This window comes from Bradyrhizobium barranii subsp. barranii, assembly GCF_017565645.3.
Classification (GTDB): Bacteria; Pseudomonadota; Alphaproteobacteria; order Rhizobiales; family Xanthobacteraceae; genus Bradyrhizobium; species Bradyrhizobium barranii.
Genome location: NZ_CP086136.1, coordinates 9,327,229 through 9,341,169 on the forward strand (window position 1 = coordinate 9,327,229; position 13,941 = coordinate 9,341,169).

The window sequence follows — 13,941 nt, forward strand, 5'->3', positions numbered from 1 at the left end:
ATAAGATTGGAACGATGCGTAGGACTCGCGCGACTCCGGCTTCTGTGTCGGCAGGCGAACTTGCGCTTTCTTCGCGGGAGCGGCTGTGTCGGGGAGACGAGTCATTGGGCAGCTTTTTTCTGATCCTTGCCGGTCCGGAGGCGCGCCTTCGAACCTATCGGCTGAACTGAAACCACTGTCCTCATTCCGCGGCCTAATGGGGCGCATTGGCCGTAGGCTCGAGCGATGCGCAAAAGCGGACGTTTCAGCTTCGACTAAAGTCGCGTCAGCGACACCTACTGAAAGGTTTAGGACAAATATACGTATGTTTATAATGCGTTTTTTCCCCGCGCGTGCTGAGTTCGGCAGCCGATGATCGATCTTGCACACGCTAGCATGCGGACCCAAGTGTTCAAGATTGCCTCATTTTTGCCTAAAATGCTATAGCTCTCCCGCCGGATAACAGGCCGGACGGTCTCAAAATGTATAGGATCAGCAGTTTCAAACGTTCAGCCCCTCAGTTGACCTTGGGCAGCATAGCGCTAGCCGCGGTTACACTGACTTGCGTGTACTTTCAGGCGCATTTCGCCGCCGCGGCGTTCGCCTATTTGTTAGTAGTCTTACTATTTTCGTTGATGGGCAGCTTCATTGCTTCATCAGCGCTTTGCATCGTCGCAATCGCTGCTCTCGCATACTACTTTGCGCCGCCGGCGTTTAGTTTACGAATCGATGATCCCCGCGATGTTCCTGTGGTTGTTGCATTTCTTATTGTCTCTGTTGTCGGAACGTACCTGATTGGAAAACTCCGCCAGGAAAGAGAGGCTGCACGTGTGGCTGCGGCCAAGCTTCAGCGGAGTGCCTCGGATTTGGAGGATCGTGAAAAACGGTGGCGCGCAATTTTCGAGCACAATCCAGCCATGTACTTCATGGTCGATGAGGCCGGCATTGTCCTCAACGTCAATACGTTGGGCGCGACACAACTGGGATTTGCTTGTGCAGAACTATTGGGCCAATCCGTGCTCGACGTATTTCTGGAGGAGGATCGCGCATTCGTCCGCAAATGCATTCAGACGTGTCTTGAGGATGTTGGACAATCGCGCACTTGGGACGTCCGGAAAGTCAGGAAGGACGGTTCTGTATTGTGGGTGCGTGAAAACGCCAAGGCCATGCTTTGGGCCGGCGACCGCCCCGTCATCCTCATGGCGTGCGAAGATATTACGGAGCGCAAGCAGACCGAGCTTGCGCTGCAGCGGAGCGAAGCGCATTTGGCTCACGCGCAGGAGTTGAGTCATACAGGCAGCTTCAGCTGGAACGCCTCTACCGGCGAGGCCTTCTGGTCTAAGGAGACATTTCGGATTTTCCAAATCGATCTTCAGACGACACCGGCGCCACAACTCGTCATTGAGCGCACGCACCCAGATGATAGGGCTTCTGTCAAAGAGATTATCGATGAAGCGATGCGAGACCTGAGGGATTTCGAGCACGAGTACCGGCTGCTGCTACCTGACGGCTCCGTGAAGCACATCCATGCGCAGGCACGAGTCACGCGAACCGCCTCTGGTGAAATTGAGTTTGTTGGGGCAGCCACCGATATTACGGCAGCTAGGCGAGCAGAACAGCAGTTGCGCCGAAGCGAGGCCTATCTGGCCGAGGCTCAGCATCTCACTCACACAGGCAGCTGGTCCTGGGACGTCCACACACGAGATTTCGTTTATCGCTCCGCTGAGGTCGACCGCCTGTTTGGCTTTAACCCACAAGAGCCGGTTTCGCTAGAGACTATTCGATCGCGCATCCATCCGGAAGACTTGCCAGGGTTGCAGGAGGTGCAGCGTCAGGCGATTGACCAGGAGCACGAACGGTTCGAATATGATTTCCGTGTTATTCTGCCAGATGGCGGGATAAGGCGCATACACTCCGTTGCACACGTTGTCGTCGGCAGCGATGGTAATGTCAGCGAGCTGATCGGAACACATATGGATGTTACCGAGCAACACGCAGCTAGGGAACGCTTGGAAAACACGCTTGTAGCGCTGCGCGAGAGCGAACAGCGCTTTCGCGACTATGCCGAGACTGCTTCCGACTGGCTCTGGGAAACCGGGCCAGATCATCGGGTCACTCACTTGTCCGAGCACACCAGCGCTGCGGGAATTTTGGCGACAGGGTTAACGGGCCTGCTTCGCTGGGACATCGCGTGCGACATGGAAGAAGAACCGGAGAAGTGGCGTCAGCATCGGGCGACGTTGCAGGCACACCTGCCGTTCCGGGATCTCATCTACCGTACCGTAAATAGGATGGGATCTCCGATCTACGTCCGCACTAGTGGCAAGCCCTTCTTCGACGGAAACGGAAATTTTTTGGGCTATCGCGGCGTCAGCACTGACATCACCGCTACCATTCGCGCTGATCAGGCCGAACAAGAGCTGCGAAAGGCACAGGCGGAGCTTGCACATGTGACGCGTGTAACGACCTTGGGAGAAATGACAACTTCTATCGCCCACGAGATAACCCAACCACTCGCCGCTATCCTCAGCAACGCCGATGCGTGCCTCGGCTGGATGGCTCGCGATGTTCCCAATCTTGCAGCCGCGCGCTCTTCAGTCGAATGGATCATAGAAGATGCAATCCGGGCAAGCGAGGTGATCCGTAGTATTCGCGCACTCGCGAAAAAGGGCGAGATCGAGATGGTGCCGCTCGACATTAATCAGGTGGTTAGGGACGTCAGCGCGCTGGTAACACGAGAGCTGGTGAGCCACCAAGTGACGTTGCGAAGCGAGTTGGCGTCTGCGCTGCCTAGGGTCCTCGGTGATCGAATTCAGCTACAACAAGTGATCATCAATCTGGTGATGAACGGAATCGAGGCCATGGACGCAGTTACAGACCGGCCGCGTGAACTTCTGATTCAATCATCTACGGACGATCTGGGGTACGTGCAGCTTTCCGTGACCGATTGCGGCGTCGGGATCGCCGAGAATGACGCGGACCGCGTCTTGGACCCCTTCTTCACCACCAAATCGAGCGGCCTAGGAATGGGCCTTTCGATCTGCCGGTCGATCGTGGAAGTTCACGGAGGACGAATTTCAGTGGTTCAGAAAAATGGACCGGGCGCGACGTTCCAGTTTGCCCTTCCGCTGCATAAGGAGGCCATCTCGTGACAGGACGATTTGACTGGAGAGGCCAAGGCGGACATACCGAGGCTTCGACGAAGGCAATCGTCTTTGTCGTCGAGGATGACATCTCTATGCGTCGCTCGCTTACGAACCTTTTTCGATCGGTAGGCTTGGAGGTCGTGGCGTTCGGATCGGCCCGTGAAATGCTGCAGAGCACAATGCCGGACGTCACAAGCTGTCTAGTTCTTGATGTCCGGCTGCCGGGCCTGAGCGGCCTTGACTACCAGACCGAGCTCGCCAGGTTGAACATACACATCCCAATCATCTTCATTACCGGCCATGGCGACATTCCCATGACCGTCAGGGCCATGAAGGGAGGCGCGGTCGATTTCCTCAGCAAGCCCTTCCGCGATCAGGAACTGCTTGATGCCGTCGTTGCGGCGACCGAACGCGATCGCAAAAGACGAGAAGCTCAGCGAACCGTGGCGAACCTGAAATCTCTATTTGAGACCCTAAGCCCGCGAGAACAGGCAGTGATGAAACTGGTCGCGACGGGGCTGATGAACAAGCAGGTAGCCGCCGAACTTGGGCTCGCCGAGATCACCGTCAAGATCTACCGGGGACACGTAATGAAAAAGATGCGTGCCCGCTCGCTGGCTGACTTGATCAGAATGAGCGAGACGCTCGGAATTAGCGCCAATCACACTGAACAAACCCAAGTATGATTTTACAATTCCATCACTTAAGCCCACTTTCGCGAAAGTGGCTGACGGTTTGGCAGCCGCTGTACTGCGTCGGGAGGGCTCATCTTGTCCACGCCTTTGATTTCCGTCGTTGACGACGACCCCTCGGTCCGTGCGGCGACAGAAAACCTTTTGAAATCGCGTGGCTACGTCGTGCAGATATTTGCCTCGGCCGAGGCGCTCCTGCGGTCGCCGCGGTTGAACGAGATATCCTGCGTCATAACTGATGTGCAGATGGCAGCGATGAGCGGGCTGGAGCTGCTGGCAGAGATGCGGACGCGTGGTTACCAAGCACCCTTCATTTTCATTACAGCTTTCCCCAACGAGCGCGTACGCGCGTCAGCCTTGGACGCCGGAGCGATCGGCTTCCTCGCCAAACCATTCGGCGTACAAGAGTTACTCAAGTGTCTCGACAGCGCACTGCAGGCATATGGCGACCGAGGCCGCATCTGATTCGATCAACTGCGCGTTCTTGTCCGATCTAACGACGATCACGCACCGGGCAACCTCTTTGCGGCCGGAACCGCGACCTGCCCTAACGTTATTAGGAGCTAATTCTTGCCCGCCAAAGCATTACCGGCTACTGTCGGCTGCAAAACAACCTTTGACCTTGCGAGAGACGGAGGGTACGCCGGCTCGATTCATTCCAGGTCGTGATCAAAGTAATGCCGGCCCAGAGCGATCAGCGCCCCTAGCATTTAACTCCACCTGGAGCGAAGCTATATGCTCCATTGCAGAGCGGTTCCCGAGAGCGCTCGGCAAGCACGAGATTGGTTGTGCTCAGCCCAGCCGCGGTGACGACGAAATGGAGCTTCGCCAGGACGCCCCTCATGTCTTGGTCACCGCTTTTCCGGTGAAAGCGCTTTGAACGATGCCCAGCCCAAGGAATTGTTACGTCCGCTGACGCGTGCGGGTTGGACTTGTCTATAGGGCCGCCGCTTCGTTATCGATTCCCAGCGCGCCGGCTATCGTCAAGCTCCCACATCATGTGTGGCAGACCTCTGGTCCAACCCGTCAAACGTGCTCGGCGCAACACGTCCCCACCACGGCCGGGCTATCACACAGGTGTCCTCGCCGCAGCGAGCATCGGCAGCAACTGGTTTGTACTGTAGCCCCCAATTTCTTAAGGCAAACAAATCAGTCAGCAACTGCTAAGCTAAGGAGGACCGAGGAGACAGCATTGATGTCTCCTGTGTCAGAACGTAACCTAAGTTCGTCTGAGCTATGCGGGATTTTGGGTGACGAGGCGATCAGGCGGCGTGGTTTTCCGGCACTTGGATGACCTCGATGCCGTTTTCGAATCTGACACCTGCGCTGACCTTCGGCAACTGATTTGTGCCTTTCAGCCGCCGCCAGGTCTTTGATGCGGCGCAGAGCAGCTTGAACACCATCAACTTGGCAGTCGTTGACGATAACGAACCTTTCGTGCGCACCGTTCTGTGCCGGACCGTCGCGAACACGCTTTCGATGGGATTCGTCGTCCGCAAGTGGTCCCAATGCTCGGCGGGGAATTCGTAGAACGCAAGCATTGCGTCGCGATCTTTCGTCAGGCACTCGACCGCCTTGTCGTACTTCGCTCCGTATTTCTCGGCAAAGACATCGATCGCCACTTCGGCCGAAGCTCGGTTGGACGCCAAATAGACCTCGCGCAGATCCTTCTTCATGCTGGCCTGTACCGACACTGCGACTTTGTTCAAGATATTCGCGGTTTTGTGCACCCAGCACCGCTGATGTCGCGTGGCGGGAAAGACCTCGTCGAGCGCCTTCCAGAAGCCGAGCGCGCCGTCACCGACGGCGATTTCCGGGGCGATCTTCAGCCCACGGGTTTTCGCCTCGACGAGCAGTTCGTGCCAGCTCTGCGTGCTCTCGCGCACGCCGACCTGGAAGCCGATGAGTTCCTTCTTGCCTTCCGGCGTCGCGCCGATCAGCACCAGCATGCATTCGCTGTGGTCTTCCATGCGAGCCTGCAGGAAGACGCCGTCCGCCCACACGTATACGTACCGGCGCGCCGACAGATCGCGCTTCTGCCAACGCTCGTACTCGAGCTGCCACTCCGTCGTCAGTCTGGAAACCACCCCCGGAGAAAGATTCGGCGCATCCTTGCCCAAGAGCGCCGCCAGCGCCTCCTGGAAGTCGCCCGTCGAGATGCCTCGCAGGTACAGAACCGGCAAAAGTGCATCCAAGCTCTTCGTGCGCCGTGCCCACAACGGCAGGATCGCCGAGGTGAAGCGGATCCGCTCGCCATCGCTGGTCACCGCGCGATCGCGAATCTTTACCCGGGCGACTTCGACGGCGCCGATCCCCGTCTGGATCGTCCGCACTGGACCATGGCCGTGCCGCACGAGGCGGTCGCGGCCATCGGGACGCTTCAAGCCCTTCATCGCGGCGAGAAACGCCTCGGCTTCCATCTCGACAGCCTGCGCAAGCAGCTGCCGAGCACCAGATCGCAAAATATTCGTCAGTGGATCGTCGATCTCATCGGGCTGACGCAGTGGGACAATGTTGCTATGCTCGTTCATGGCGTATCGCTCTCCTTGAGGTTCTGGCAGGCTCGACACCCGCCTCGATACGCCGCCTATCTCATTCCGTCATCACCCAGTTTCCCGCATAGCTCCGTCTGCTGGGTTGAGCTGGCCGCTTCCGGAGGGAATGACCGATGAAGACCTGGAGCTTTTGCTTTTCCCGGCCCCACGACCAGCGTCTCAGAGCCCGCAGCGGCCGGTGCCCGACTGGAGCTACATCGATAAAGAGCTCCGCCGGCGCAACGTAACCCGTCGCCTGCTCTGGGAGGAGTATCGCGCCGTTAATCCCGACGGTTTCGGGTACACGTGGTTCTGCACTACCTACGAGGCCTGGAAGGGGCGGGTCCGACCTTCGATGCGGCAGATTCATCTGGGCGGCGAGAAGGTGTTCGTGGATTTCGCCGGCGACACCATCGACATCGTCGATCCGCTGACCGGGGAAGTGCAGCCGATGAAGCTGTTCGTCGCGGCGATGGGCGCTTCGAACTACACCTACGCCGAGGCCTGCCCCAGCGAGAGCTTGGCCGACTGGATCCGGGCCCACGTCAACTTGTTCACGTTTTTGAGCGGAACGCCGACGTTCGTGGTCTGCGACAACCTCAAAGCCGCCGTCAGCAACCCCGACCGCTACGATCCCGGCCTCAATCGCACTTATGCCGAGATGGCGAGCCATTACGGCACGGCCATTCTCGCCGCACGGCCGCGGCGCCCAAAAGACAAGGCGAAGGTCGAGGTCGCGGTGCAAATCGCCCAGCGCTGGATTCTGGCCCGGCTGCGCAATCAGCGCTTCTTTTCCCGGGCCGAGCTCAACGCCGCCATCAAGACACTCGTCGACGAACTCAATGCTCGTCAAATGCGTGGCTTCGGCTCAAGCCGCGCCGAACTGTTTGCCGAACTCGACAAACCCAAGCTAACCCCGCTGCCAGATCAGCCTTATGCCTTCGCACGCTGGAAGCGCTGCCGCCTCGCTCCCGATTATCATGTCGAGGTCGACGGCCATTGGTACTCCGCGCCGTATCGTCTGATTGGCGAGCTGGTCGATGCCCGTATCGACGATCGGACGGTCGAGATCTTCCACAAGGGCCAGCGGATCGCCAGCCATGCCCGCGCGCCCAACCGACGCGGACACACCACCATCGCCGACCACATGCCGAGCGCCCATCGCCGCTACGGCAAATGGACCCCCGCCGCGGTGATCGCCGCCGGCGAGCGGATCGGTCCTTCGACAGCAGCGTTTTTCCAGGCCGTGATCGACGCCCGGCCCCATCCAGAACAAGGCTTTCGAACCTGCCTTGGCATTCTGGCGCTCGTCAAAAGCTACGGCGCCGAACGCCTCGACGCAGCCTGCCGGAGGGGCATCCTCATCAAGGCGCGCTCCGTCGCCTCGATTAGATCGATCCTCCAGAACGGCCTCGATCGCACGTTCTTCGACGAATCTTTCGAGCACCAGCCCCTGCGCCACGGCAATATCCGCGGACGCGACTACTTCCACTGAAGCAAGGAGAGACCCGGCATGCTTAACCACCCAACCCACGAACGGCTGATCGAGCTTGGCCTGACCGGAATGGCCAAGGCCTTCGAGGAGCAGCGCCGATCGCCCGATCTCGAAGCCCTGCCGTTCGAAGATCGCATCGGCCTGTTGGTCGACCGCGAAGCCGCCGAACGCGACACCAGGCGGCTCACCACGCGCCTCAAGATCGCCGCACTGCGCCAGACTGCTTGCGTCGAGGACGTCGATCTGCGCACCCCGCGGGGCATCGACCGCGCCGTTTTCGCCAAACTCGTCGAAGGTCGCTGGATCGATCGCCACGAGAATTTGCTCGTCACCGGGGCAACCGGCCTGGGCAAAAGTTGGTTAGCCTGCGCGCTCGGCCACAAGGCCTGCCGCGACAACCGATCAGTCCTCTATCATCGCGTTCCAAGGCTGTTCGAGGCGCTCGCGCTCGCGCGCGGAGACGGACGTTACGCTCGGCTCCTCAAAAGCCTCGGCCGCGCTCAGCTTCTGATTTTGGATGATTGGGGACTATCGGTGCTCACCGCCGCGGAACGCCGCGATCTGCTCGAAATCCTCGAGGACCGCCATGGCCGCGCATCCACCATCGTCACAAGTCAGCTCCCCGTGGACACCTGGCATGGAGCCATTGGGGACCCCACGGTCGCCGACGCCATTCTCGATCGCCTCGTCCACAACGCCCACCGCCTCCAGCTCACCGGAGAAAGCATGCGAAAACGCAGCGCCAAAACCATCACCCTTGACGGCCAACCAGAACACTGACTCTATCTCCCATCGGCCGTAGCGGGCTGCTCACGATCGTCTGAATTCAGTGCTCACGATCGCGCGAAATCGATGCTCACGATCCGTGAAATCCGCAGTCTGCTGGGCGATCGCCTGCTCGCGCGTCAGGCGGGCCATTTCGACCGTCGAGACGCTGCCCGATTTGATCAGTGACGAGGCCCGCTCGACGGCGGCCACTGCCTTCTCCCGTCGCGCGGCCGCGGCCTCGATCGCCGACTGGATTTCGGCAATGCGCGCCTGGAGCTGGAGGATGCGACCGTCGCGGAACTGGGCCGCCTGGCGGGCGAGGTCCTGTTGCGCCGTCTCGGCGGCCGCAAGCTTGGCGGCGAAACTCGGGCGCTCATTTTCCATCCGGGACATCTGCCGCCGAAGATCGTCGAGCCGCACGCGATCGCCACGCGCGTTGACGACATGAAGGATCGCGTCGCCCTCATGGACCACGCTGAGTTGCGTCGAGCCTTGCGGCGGCTTCGCGCTCACGGTGCCGTCAATCGGCGAGCGCAACGTCACGATCCTGGCATTGACCACGGCCGCAACGCTCGAGGTCTGCAGCACGGCCTTCAGCGGCAACCATCCGAAGACGGCCACAATCGCATGGCCAATGCCGACCTTGAGCAGGCGGCGAACCGGCGCGAGCCTGCAGGTACTTCGGGATGGGAAGCACTATCGCTGACGGGCTCGCTCACCGGCTCGTCGTGCGCCGGCTGCAACCGATCCTGCAAATCGCGCTGCAACCCTCGTGCGCCCGATTCCTCGTCCTTGCTGCTCCGATTCGTGTGATTGCGTGCAGGCTTGAAGATAGCGGACCTTTCGTCCCGCGGGCGCCGACCGCAATTATGTCATCGTGTGGGGTCCGGACGCCGATCGGCGTCCCAAGTACTTGATTGACTTCGCGCGTACGGGGGTCAATGTTCAGCGTCGATTCACAGCCAACTCTATCTCGCCCACGGCGACATCAGCCCCTGAGTCGGTTTTGCAGTGCCTGCCGATCGACGACGAGCTGGTCCAGGTGGACTGTCTGCCCTCCTTGCTCCAATTGCCTAACCAGCGCCCGCGTCCCGTCCACGACAAAGACGCCGCAATCATAACTATTCCGCTGCTGGGCCATGCCGGCTGGCTCCAGGCGGAGGTCCAGCCTACCTGCGAGATGTTCTGCATCCTTGTTGTTGAGTCCGTAGGAATCGTAGTGATAGGCGACCGGCCGCCCCCGGTCGCTGCGATCAACGAACAGCAGCGACCAATGGTTGCCGAGGCTATTAGGATCTTCAGGATCGGCATTAATCACGGGCAGGAACAGGAAGTCGGCTGTATCATTACCATTATCATCATGGACGATGCGCTGGAATTCGGTTAGCACGACGCCATCGTCGTTAGAGCGCAGATAATTTAGGACGATGAGGGGATTCACGAACCGCGTCCGGGCGGCGAGATTTGGATAGTACCTCTGCAAATCCTGCTCCTGGAGCCGGTAATCCCTGTCAATATGCTCGTCGCCCAGCCATTCCGTGTCCTCGAGCACCAGCCCATGGCCGTGAGACGAGACTGTCGGATCTAAAGCCCCGATCTGAGCATTAGCGGAGGTGCTCTGAAACGGCCGTACAGAATTAGCATCGTCGCGTGATTCGGACGACGTGGGCGCAGTCAGATCAACCAATGGAAAACCGCGGTAGGTGCCTGAGCGAGCCCCGGCAGCGGGCGCCGGCGCAAAGTGAGCATCGTCGCGCAATTCGGACGGCGTGGGCGCATCCAGATGCACCAATGACTCAAGACCGCCGTAGATGTCTGACGGAGCCCTGCCGGTTGATGGTGAGGCCGGTTCTTGCATCTGCCGTCGCGCCAGCTCCTCGCGCAACCACGCCAAAGCTTCATCATCCGAGAAGGCTGGCGCCGGAGAAAGCCCCTGCGGCGAGCCGGGCTGTCGAGCGCCCTGGTGATGCCCCGGTACTGGCCCGGCAAACAGCGGCCGAAAGTCAGGCGCCGGGGCCCAAGCATTGTCACGCAACTCGAATGGTGTGCGCGGATTCGGATTAACCGCTGCCTCAAGACCGGCGTAGGTGTCTGAGCGAGCCCTGGCAGGATGCGCTGGCGCAAAATGAGCATCGTCGCGCAACTCGGACGGCGTCGGCGCATTCAGATCAACAAATGGCTCAAGACCAGCGTAGGTGTCTGAACGGGCCCTGGCAGGATGCGCTGGCGCAAAATGAGCATCGTCGCGCAACTCGGACGGCGTCGGCGCATTCAGATCAACAAATGGCTCAAGACCAGCGTAGGTGTCTGAACGAGCCCTGGCAGGATGCGCTGGCGCAAAATGAGCATCGTCGCGCAACTCGGACGGCGTCGGCGCATTCAGATCAACAAATGGCTCAAGACCAGCGTAGGTGTCTGAACGAGCCCTGGCAGGATGCGCCGGCGCAAAGTGAGCATCGTCGCGCAACTCGGACGGCGTCGGCGCATTCAGATCAACAAATGGCTCAAGACCAGCGTAGGTGTCTGAACGAGCCCTGGCAGGATGCGCCGGCGCAAAGTGAGCATCGTCGCGCAACTCGGACGGCGTCGGCGCATTCAGATCAACAAATGGCTCAAGACCAGCGTAGGTGTCTGAACGAGCCCTGGCAGGATGCGCCGGCGCAAAGTGAGCATCGTCGCGCAACTCGGACGGCGTCGGCGCATTCAGATCAACAAATGGCTCAAGACCAGCGTAGGTGTCTGAACGAGCCCCGGCAGGATGCGCCGGCGCAAAGTGAGCATCGTCGCGCAACTCGGACGGCGTCGGCGCATTCAAATCAACAAATGGCTCAAGACCAGCGTAGGTGTCTGAACGAGCCCTGGCAGGATGCGCCGGCGCAAAGTGAGCATCGTCGCGCAACTCGGACGGCGTCGGCGCATTCAGATCAACAAATGGCTCAAGACCAGCGTAGGTGTCTGAACGGGCCCTGGCAGGATGCGCTGGCGCAAAATGAGCATCGTCGCGCAACTCGGACGGCGTCGGCGCATTCAGATCAACAGATGGCTCAAGCCTGCCCTTAGCATGTGACGGGGGCCTGGATGGTGATGCTGGTTCGTGCAGCTGTTCACCCAACCAAACCCAAGCTCCCGCGCTTGGGCTTGCCGGCGTTGAGGGAAGATCCTGCGCCGAGCCGGGATGCCGATCGCCCCACGCGGCCGGCGAGCTCGGCTGCTCAGGGCCTGGCAGCCCCAGCTCTCGGTTCGCCTCGATGAGTTTTAAGTAGCTGCGAAGATGCGACAAATCGGGACGGTATCTTGCGCCTCCGGTCCGTTGGAACGCCAGCACATCGTTGTCCAGCGTTAACTGCTCCTTGCTAGAGCCGTTAAGTCGCCCGATGATGCTCTCTTTGCGATTCCCTTTAAGCCACGCACTCAGCGCGCGAAGACGTGTCGCCCGCTTTTGCGCAGACCCCTTATCCTTCGCAGTTTTAACATGTTTCAGAGCTTGGCTCAGCGCGCCCTCGATGAGGGGCGCATCTTCTGGATGAGGAACCAGGCGACGTGGGGCACCGAGGACGCGGGGTTCGGGAGCTTCGGCTTCTTCACCCCCACGCAAGAGCCGCCGGAGAACATCCAGGGCCGATGTAATGCGGTGCTGGGGGTCACGGCCCAATCTCCGGTACGCCGCAATTTCCTCATCCAGCGGTGTACCTTTTCGTAGCCGAGAAGCTACGGACCCCCCATGCTCTGCGTTGACCCAGCGAACAAATCTCCCAAGCCCGGAAACACTGTTATTGATGGCGCCTGGGGTGAGCTTGCGCCGCTTGGCGTCTACACGAAACCTCGCCAAGAGCTCCGCGTCTTCCCCCGGGAGCGGCTCGCCGATCAGCTCGTTTTGCGACAGCATCGGAGCCTGCATCTGCGATGGGGACGCCGCCAGTTGATGGGATGGCGTCTGCATCAGCTGCCGCTCAACGGCGACGCCCTGCGGATTGCTTAGCGTCTTCTGCCTCTTCGCTGATCTCAACTCCCCTATATCATGCTCATTGATGACGAGAACCTGCTCGCCTGGCCCGAGCGGGTTCCTGTGACGTTTATCCGTCAGTTCGTCGTCATGGTGGCGCCAGTTCAGGGACCCTGCAGCATCCAATGCCAGGCCATGCGGCGGTGAAACCCCATGGTCGGCGCGGGGCAAGTTCAAGTCACGAAAAGACCCTCCTGCATCCGCTGCTTGTTGATGGTGCGCAATTGTCTCGATAGGCGGCGAGGAGCTGGGTCCGTCCATCGTCTCCAAAAGCAGATCCTGCTGGTTCGCAGGCAGAGTCTCCGGCCAGCTGATAGCTCCGCTCGAGCTGTGCTGTGCAGTCGCGGCCCGGGTCCGGCTCGGCTCAGCGCGAACCGCGCCTTCGAAATCAGGAACGGGGCGAATATGAGGCCGGAGCTCGATCGCTCTAGCACCCGCCGGCGACCTCAGGAGATGAGCCAGTGCGGCCCCGGCTTTTCTGCGGCCACGGGGGTCCGCCTCCTTATACTGGCTGACATCATTATCCAGCGAGCCGTCGCCAAGTCGAGCAGCAATGCCGGGCTTATCGTTCTCACGGAGGTAATCACTGAAATCGATAAGAAGAGTTGCATACTTCCTGACGGTGTTGGCGGTGCCTGACGCTGCATCTTCCTTGTACCCTTTGATGAGATCCGCATCTTGGGAATAGGGATTCAGCTCAACCCGGCTTGCAATCGGCGCGATGCCGCCCGGCGATTGGGAGGCTCGAAGATGAACCAGTGGCGTAGCGATGGCCTGCCCCTCCTGCTTGCCGAACTCCAGGGCATCCTCGACCAGCGACTCTTCGGAAAGCCGGGCAGCAATGCCCGGCTTTCCGTTCTTTACGAGCCAATGCCCCAATCCGAGAAGACAACGTACATTGCGCCTGACGGTGCGCTCGGAGGCCCCAGCCTTGAAGAGTGCCGGCCCGAGCCCCTCAATAAGAGACGCATCGTCGGAATAAACAGGATCCATGCCGCTTCCTGCGAAAACCAAATTTGCATGGCCGAGCGGCAGCGCCGACGCATTCAGCGTCGTTCCACCGCCTTCACCGTGCGGAGCCGGCGTATATGGTTGCCCGCTCGCCCGCACGATGGGTCGCGCCTCAGATCGCGATGCATCCGCTTGATAGGCGCGGACCTGCATGAGCACGGGAGCGGACAGGACAGCGACCTCGCTCAGCTGCCGCTGAAAGGCCGCCGCCTCTGCCGACGAGTCGGCTGGAGAGGCATCTTGCGCGTCCACGCTATCCGTTTGTTGCCCCCCCCGATTCATTGAGACGAATTTCATGTGTACTCACTTTCGA

The 13,941-nt window shown here is 60.0% G+C and carries 7 protein-coding genes and 1 pseudogene; 5 read left to right on the forward strand and 3 right to left on the reverse strand.

Annotation, left to right across the window (positions count from 1 at the left end):
• The first annotated feature begins 461 nt into the window (after positions 1–461).
• The 3 genes from J4G43_RS45245 (at position 462) to J4G43_RS45255 (ending at position 4,282) form a co-directional block, all read left to right on the forward strand.
• Entirely contained in the window at positions 462–3,131 is a 2,670-nt protein-coding gene (locus tag J4G43_RS45245) for a PAS domain-containing protein (RefSeq protein WP_011084527.1), read from the forward strand.
• A complete protein-coding gene (locus J4G43_RS45250; protein WP_011084526.1) occupies positions 3,128–3,811 on the forward strand; it encodes a response regulator transcription factor in 684 nt (227 codons plus the stop codon). Before J4G43_RS45245 ends, J4G43_RS45250 begins: the two co-directional genes overlap by 4 nt.
• A gap of 84 nt (positions 3,812–3,895) precedes the next feature.
• Complete coding sequence (locus J4G43_RS45255) at positions 3,896–4,282, forward strand: response regulator transcription factor (protein ID WP_014497989.1); 387 nt, start codon at positions 3,896–3,898, stop codon at positions 4,280–4,282.
• A 797-nt stretch (positions 4,283–5,079) separates the two neighbouring features.
• Here the strand turns inward: J4G43_RS45255 and J4G43_RS45260 are convergent.
• Positions 5,080–6,348, reverse strand: a complete 1,269-nt coding sequence (locus J4G43_RS45260) for an IS256 family transposase (protein ID WP_038968105.1) — start codon at positions 6,346–6,348, stop codon at positions 5,080–5,082.
• 70 nt (positions 6,349–6,418) lie between these two features.
• On the opposite strand from J4G43_RS45260, the pseudogene istA reads away from it, so the two are divergent.
• A pseudogene (istA, locus tag J4G43_RS45265) lies at positions 6,419–7,846 on the forward strand (IS21-like element ISFK1 family transposase); the annotation flags it as partial.
• 18 nt (positions 7,847–7,864) lie between these two features.
• Positions 7,865–8,626 carry an IS21-like element ISFK1 family helper ATPase IstB gene (istB, locus tag J4G43_RS45270; protein ID WP_011090937.1) on the forward strand — a complete coding sequence of 254 codons (762 nt, stop codon included), beginning with the start codon at positions 7,865–7,867 and terminating at the stop codon, positions 8,624–8,626.
• A 30-nt stretch (positions 8,627–8,656) separates the two neighbouring features.
• Here istB and J4G43_RS45275 read toward each other — a convergent pair whose 3' ends face one another.
• Positions 8,657–9,235 carry a hypothetical protein gene (locus J4G43_RS45275; protein ID WP_011084521.1) on the reverse strand — a complete coding sequence of 193 codons (579 nt, stop codon included), beginning with the start codon at positions 9,233–9,235 and terminating at the stop codon, positions 8,657–8,659.
• A 367-nt stretch (positions 9,236–9,602) separates the two neighbouring features.
• Positions 9,603–13,925, reverse strand: a complete 4,323-nt coding sequence (locus J4G43_RS45280; RefSeq protein WP_208088710.1) for a Ulp1 family isopeptidase — start codon at positions 13,923–13,925, stop codon at positions 9,603–9,605.
• Positions 13,926–13,941 lie beyond the last annotated feature (16 nt).

Bases quoted from the DNA above. Each gene is read 5' to 3' on its own strand.
- istB (WP_011090937.1), top strand. From the start codon at position 7,865: ATGCTTAACCACCCAACCCACGAACGGCTGATCGAGCTTGGCCTGACC.
- J4G43_RS45280 (WP_208088710.1), bottom strand. From the start codon at position 13,925: ATGAAATTCGTCTCAATGAATCGGGGGGGGCAACAAACGGATAGCGTG.
- J4G43_RS45260 (WP_038968105.1), bottom strand. From the start codon at position 6,348: ATGAACGAGCATAGCAACATTGTCCCACTGCGTCAGCCCGATGAGATC.
- J4G43_RS45245 (WP_011084527.1), top strand. From the start codon at position 462: ATGTATAGGATCAGCAGTTTCAAACGTTCAGCCCCTCAGTTGACCTTG.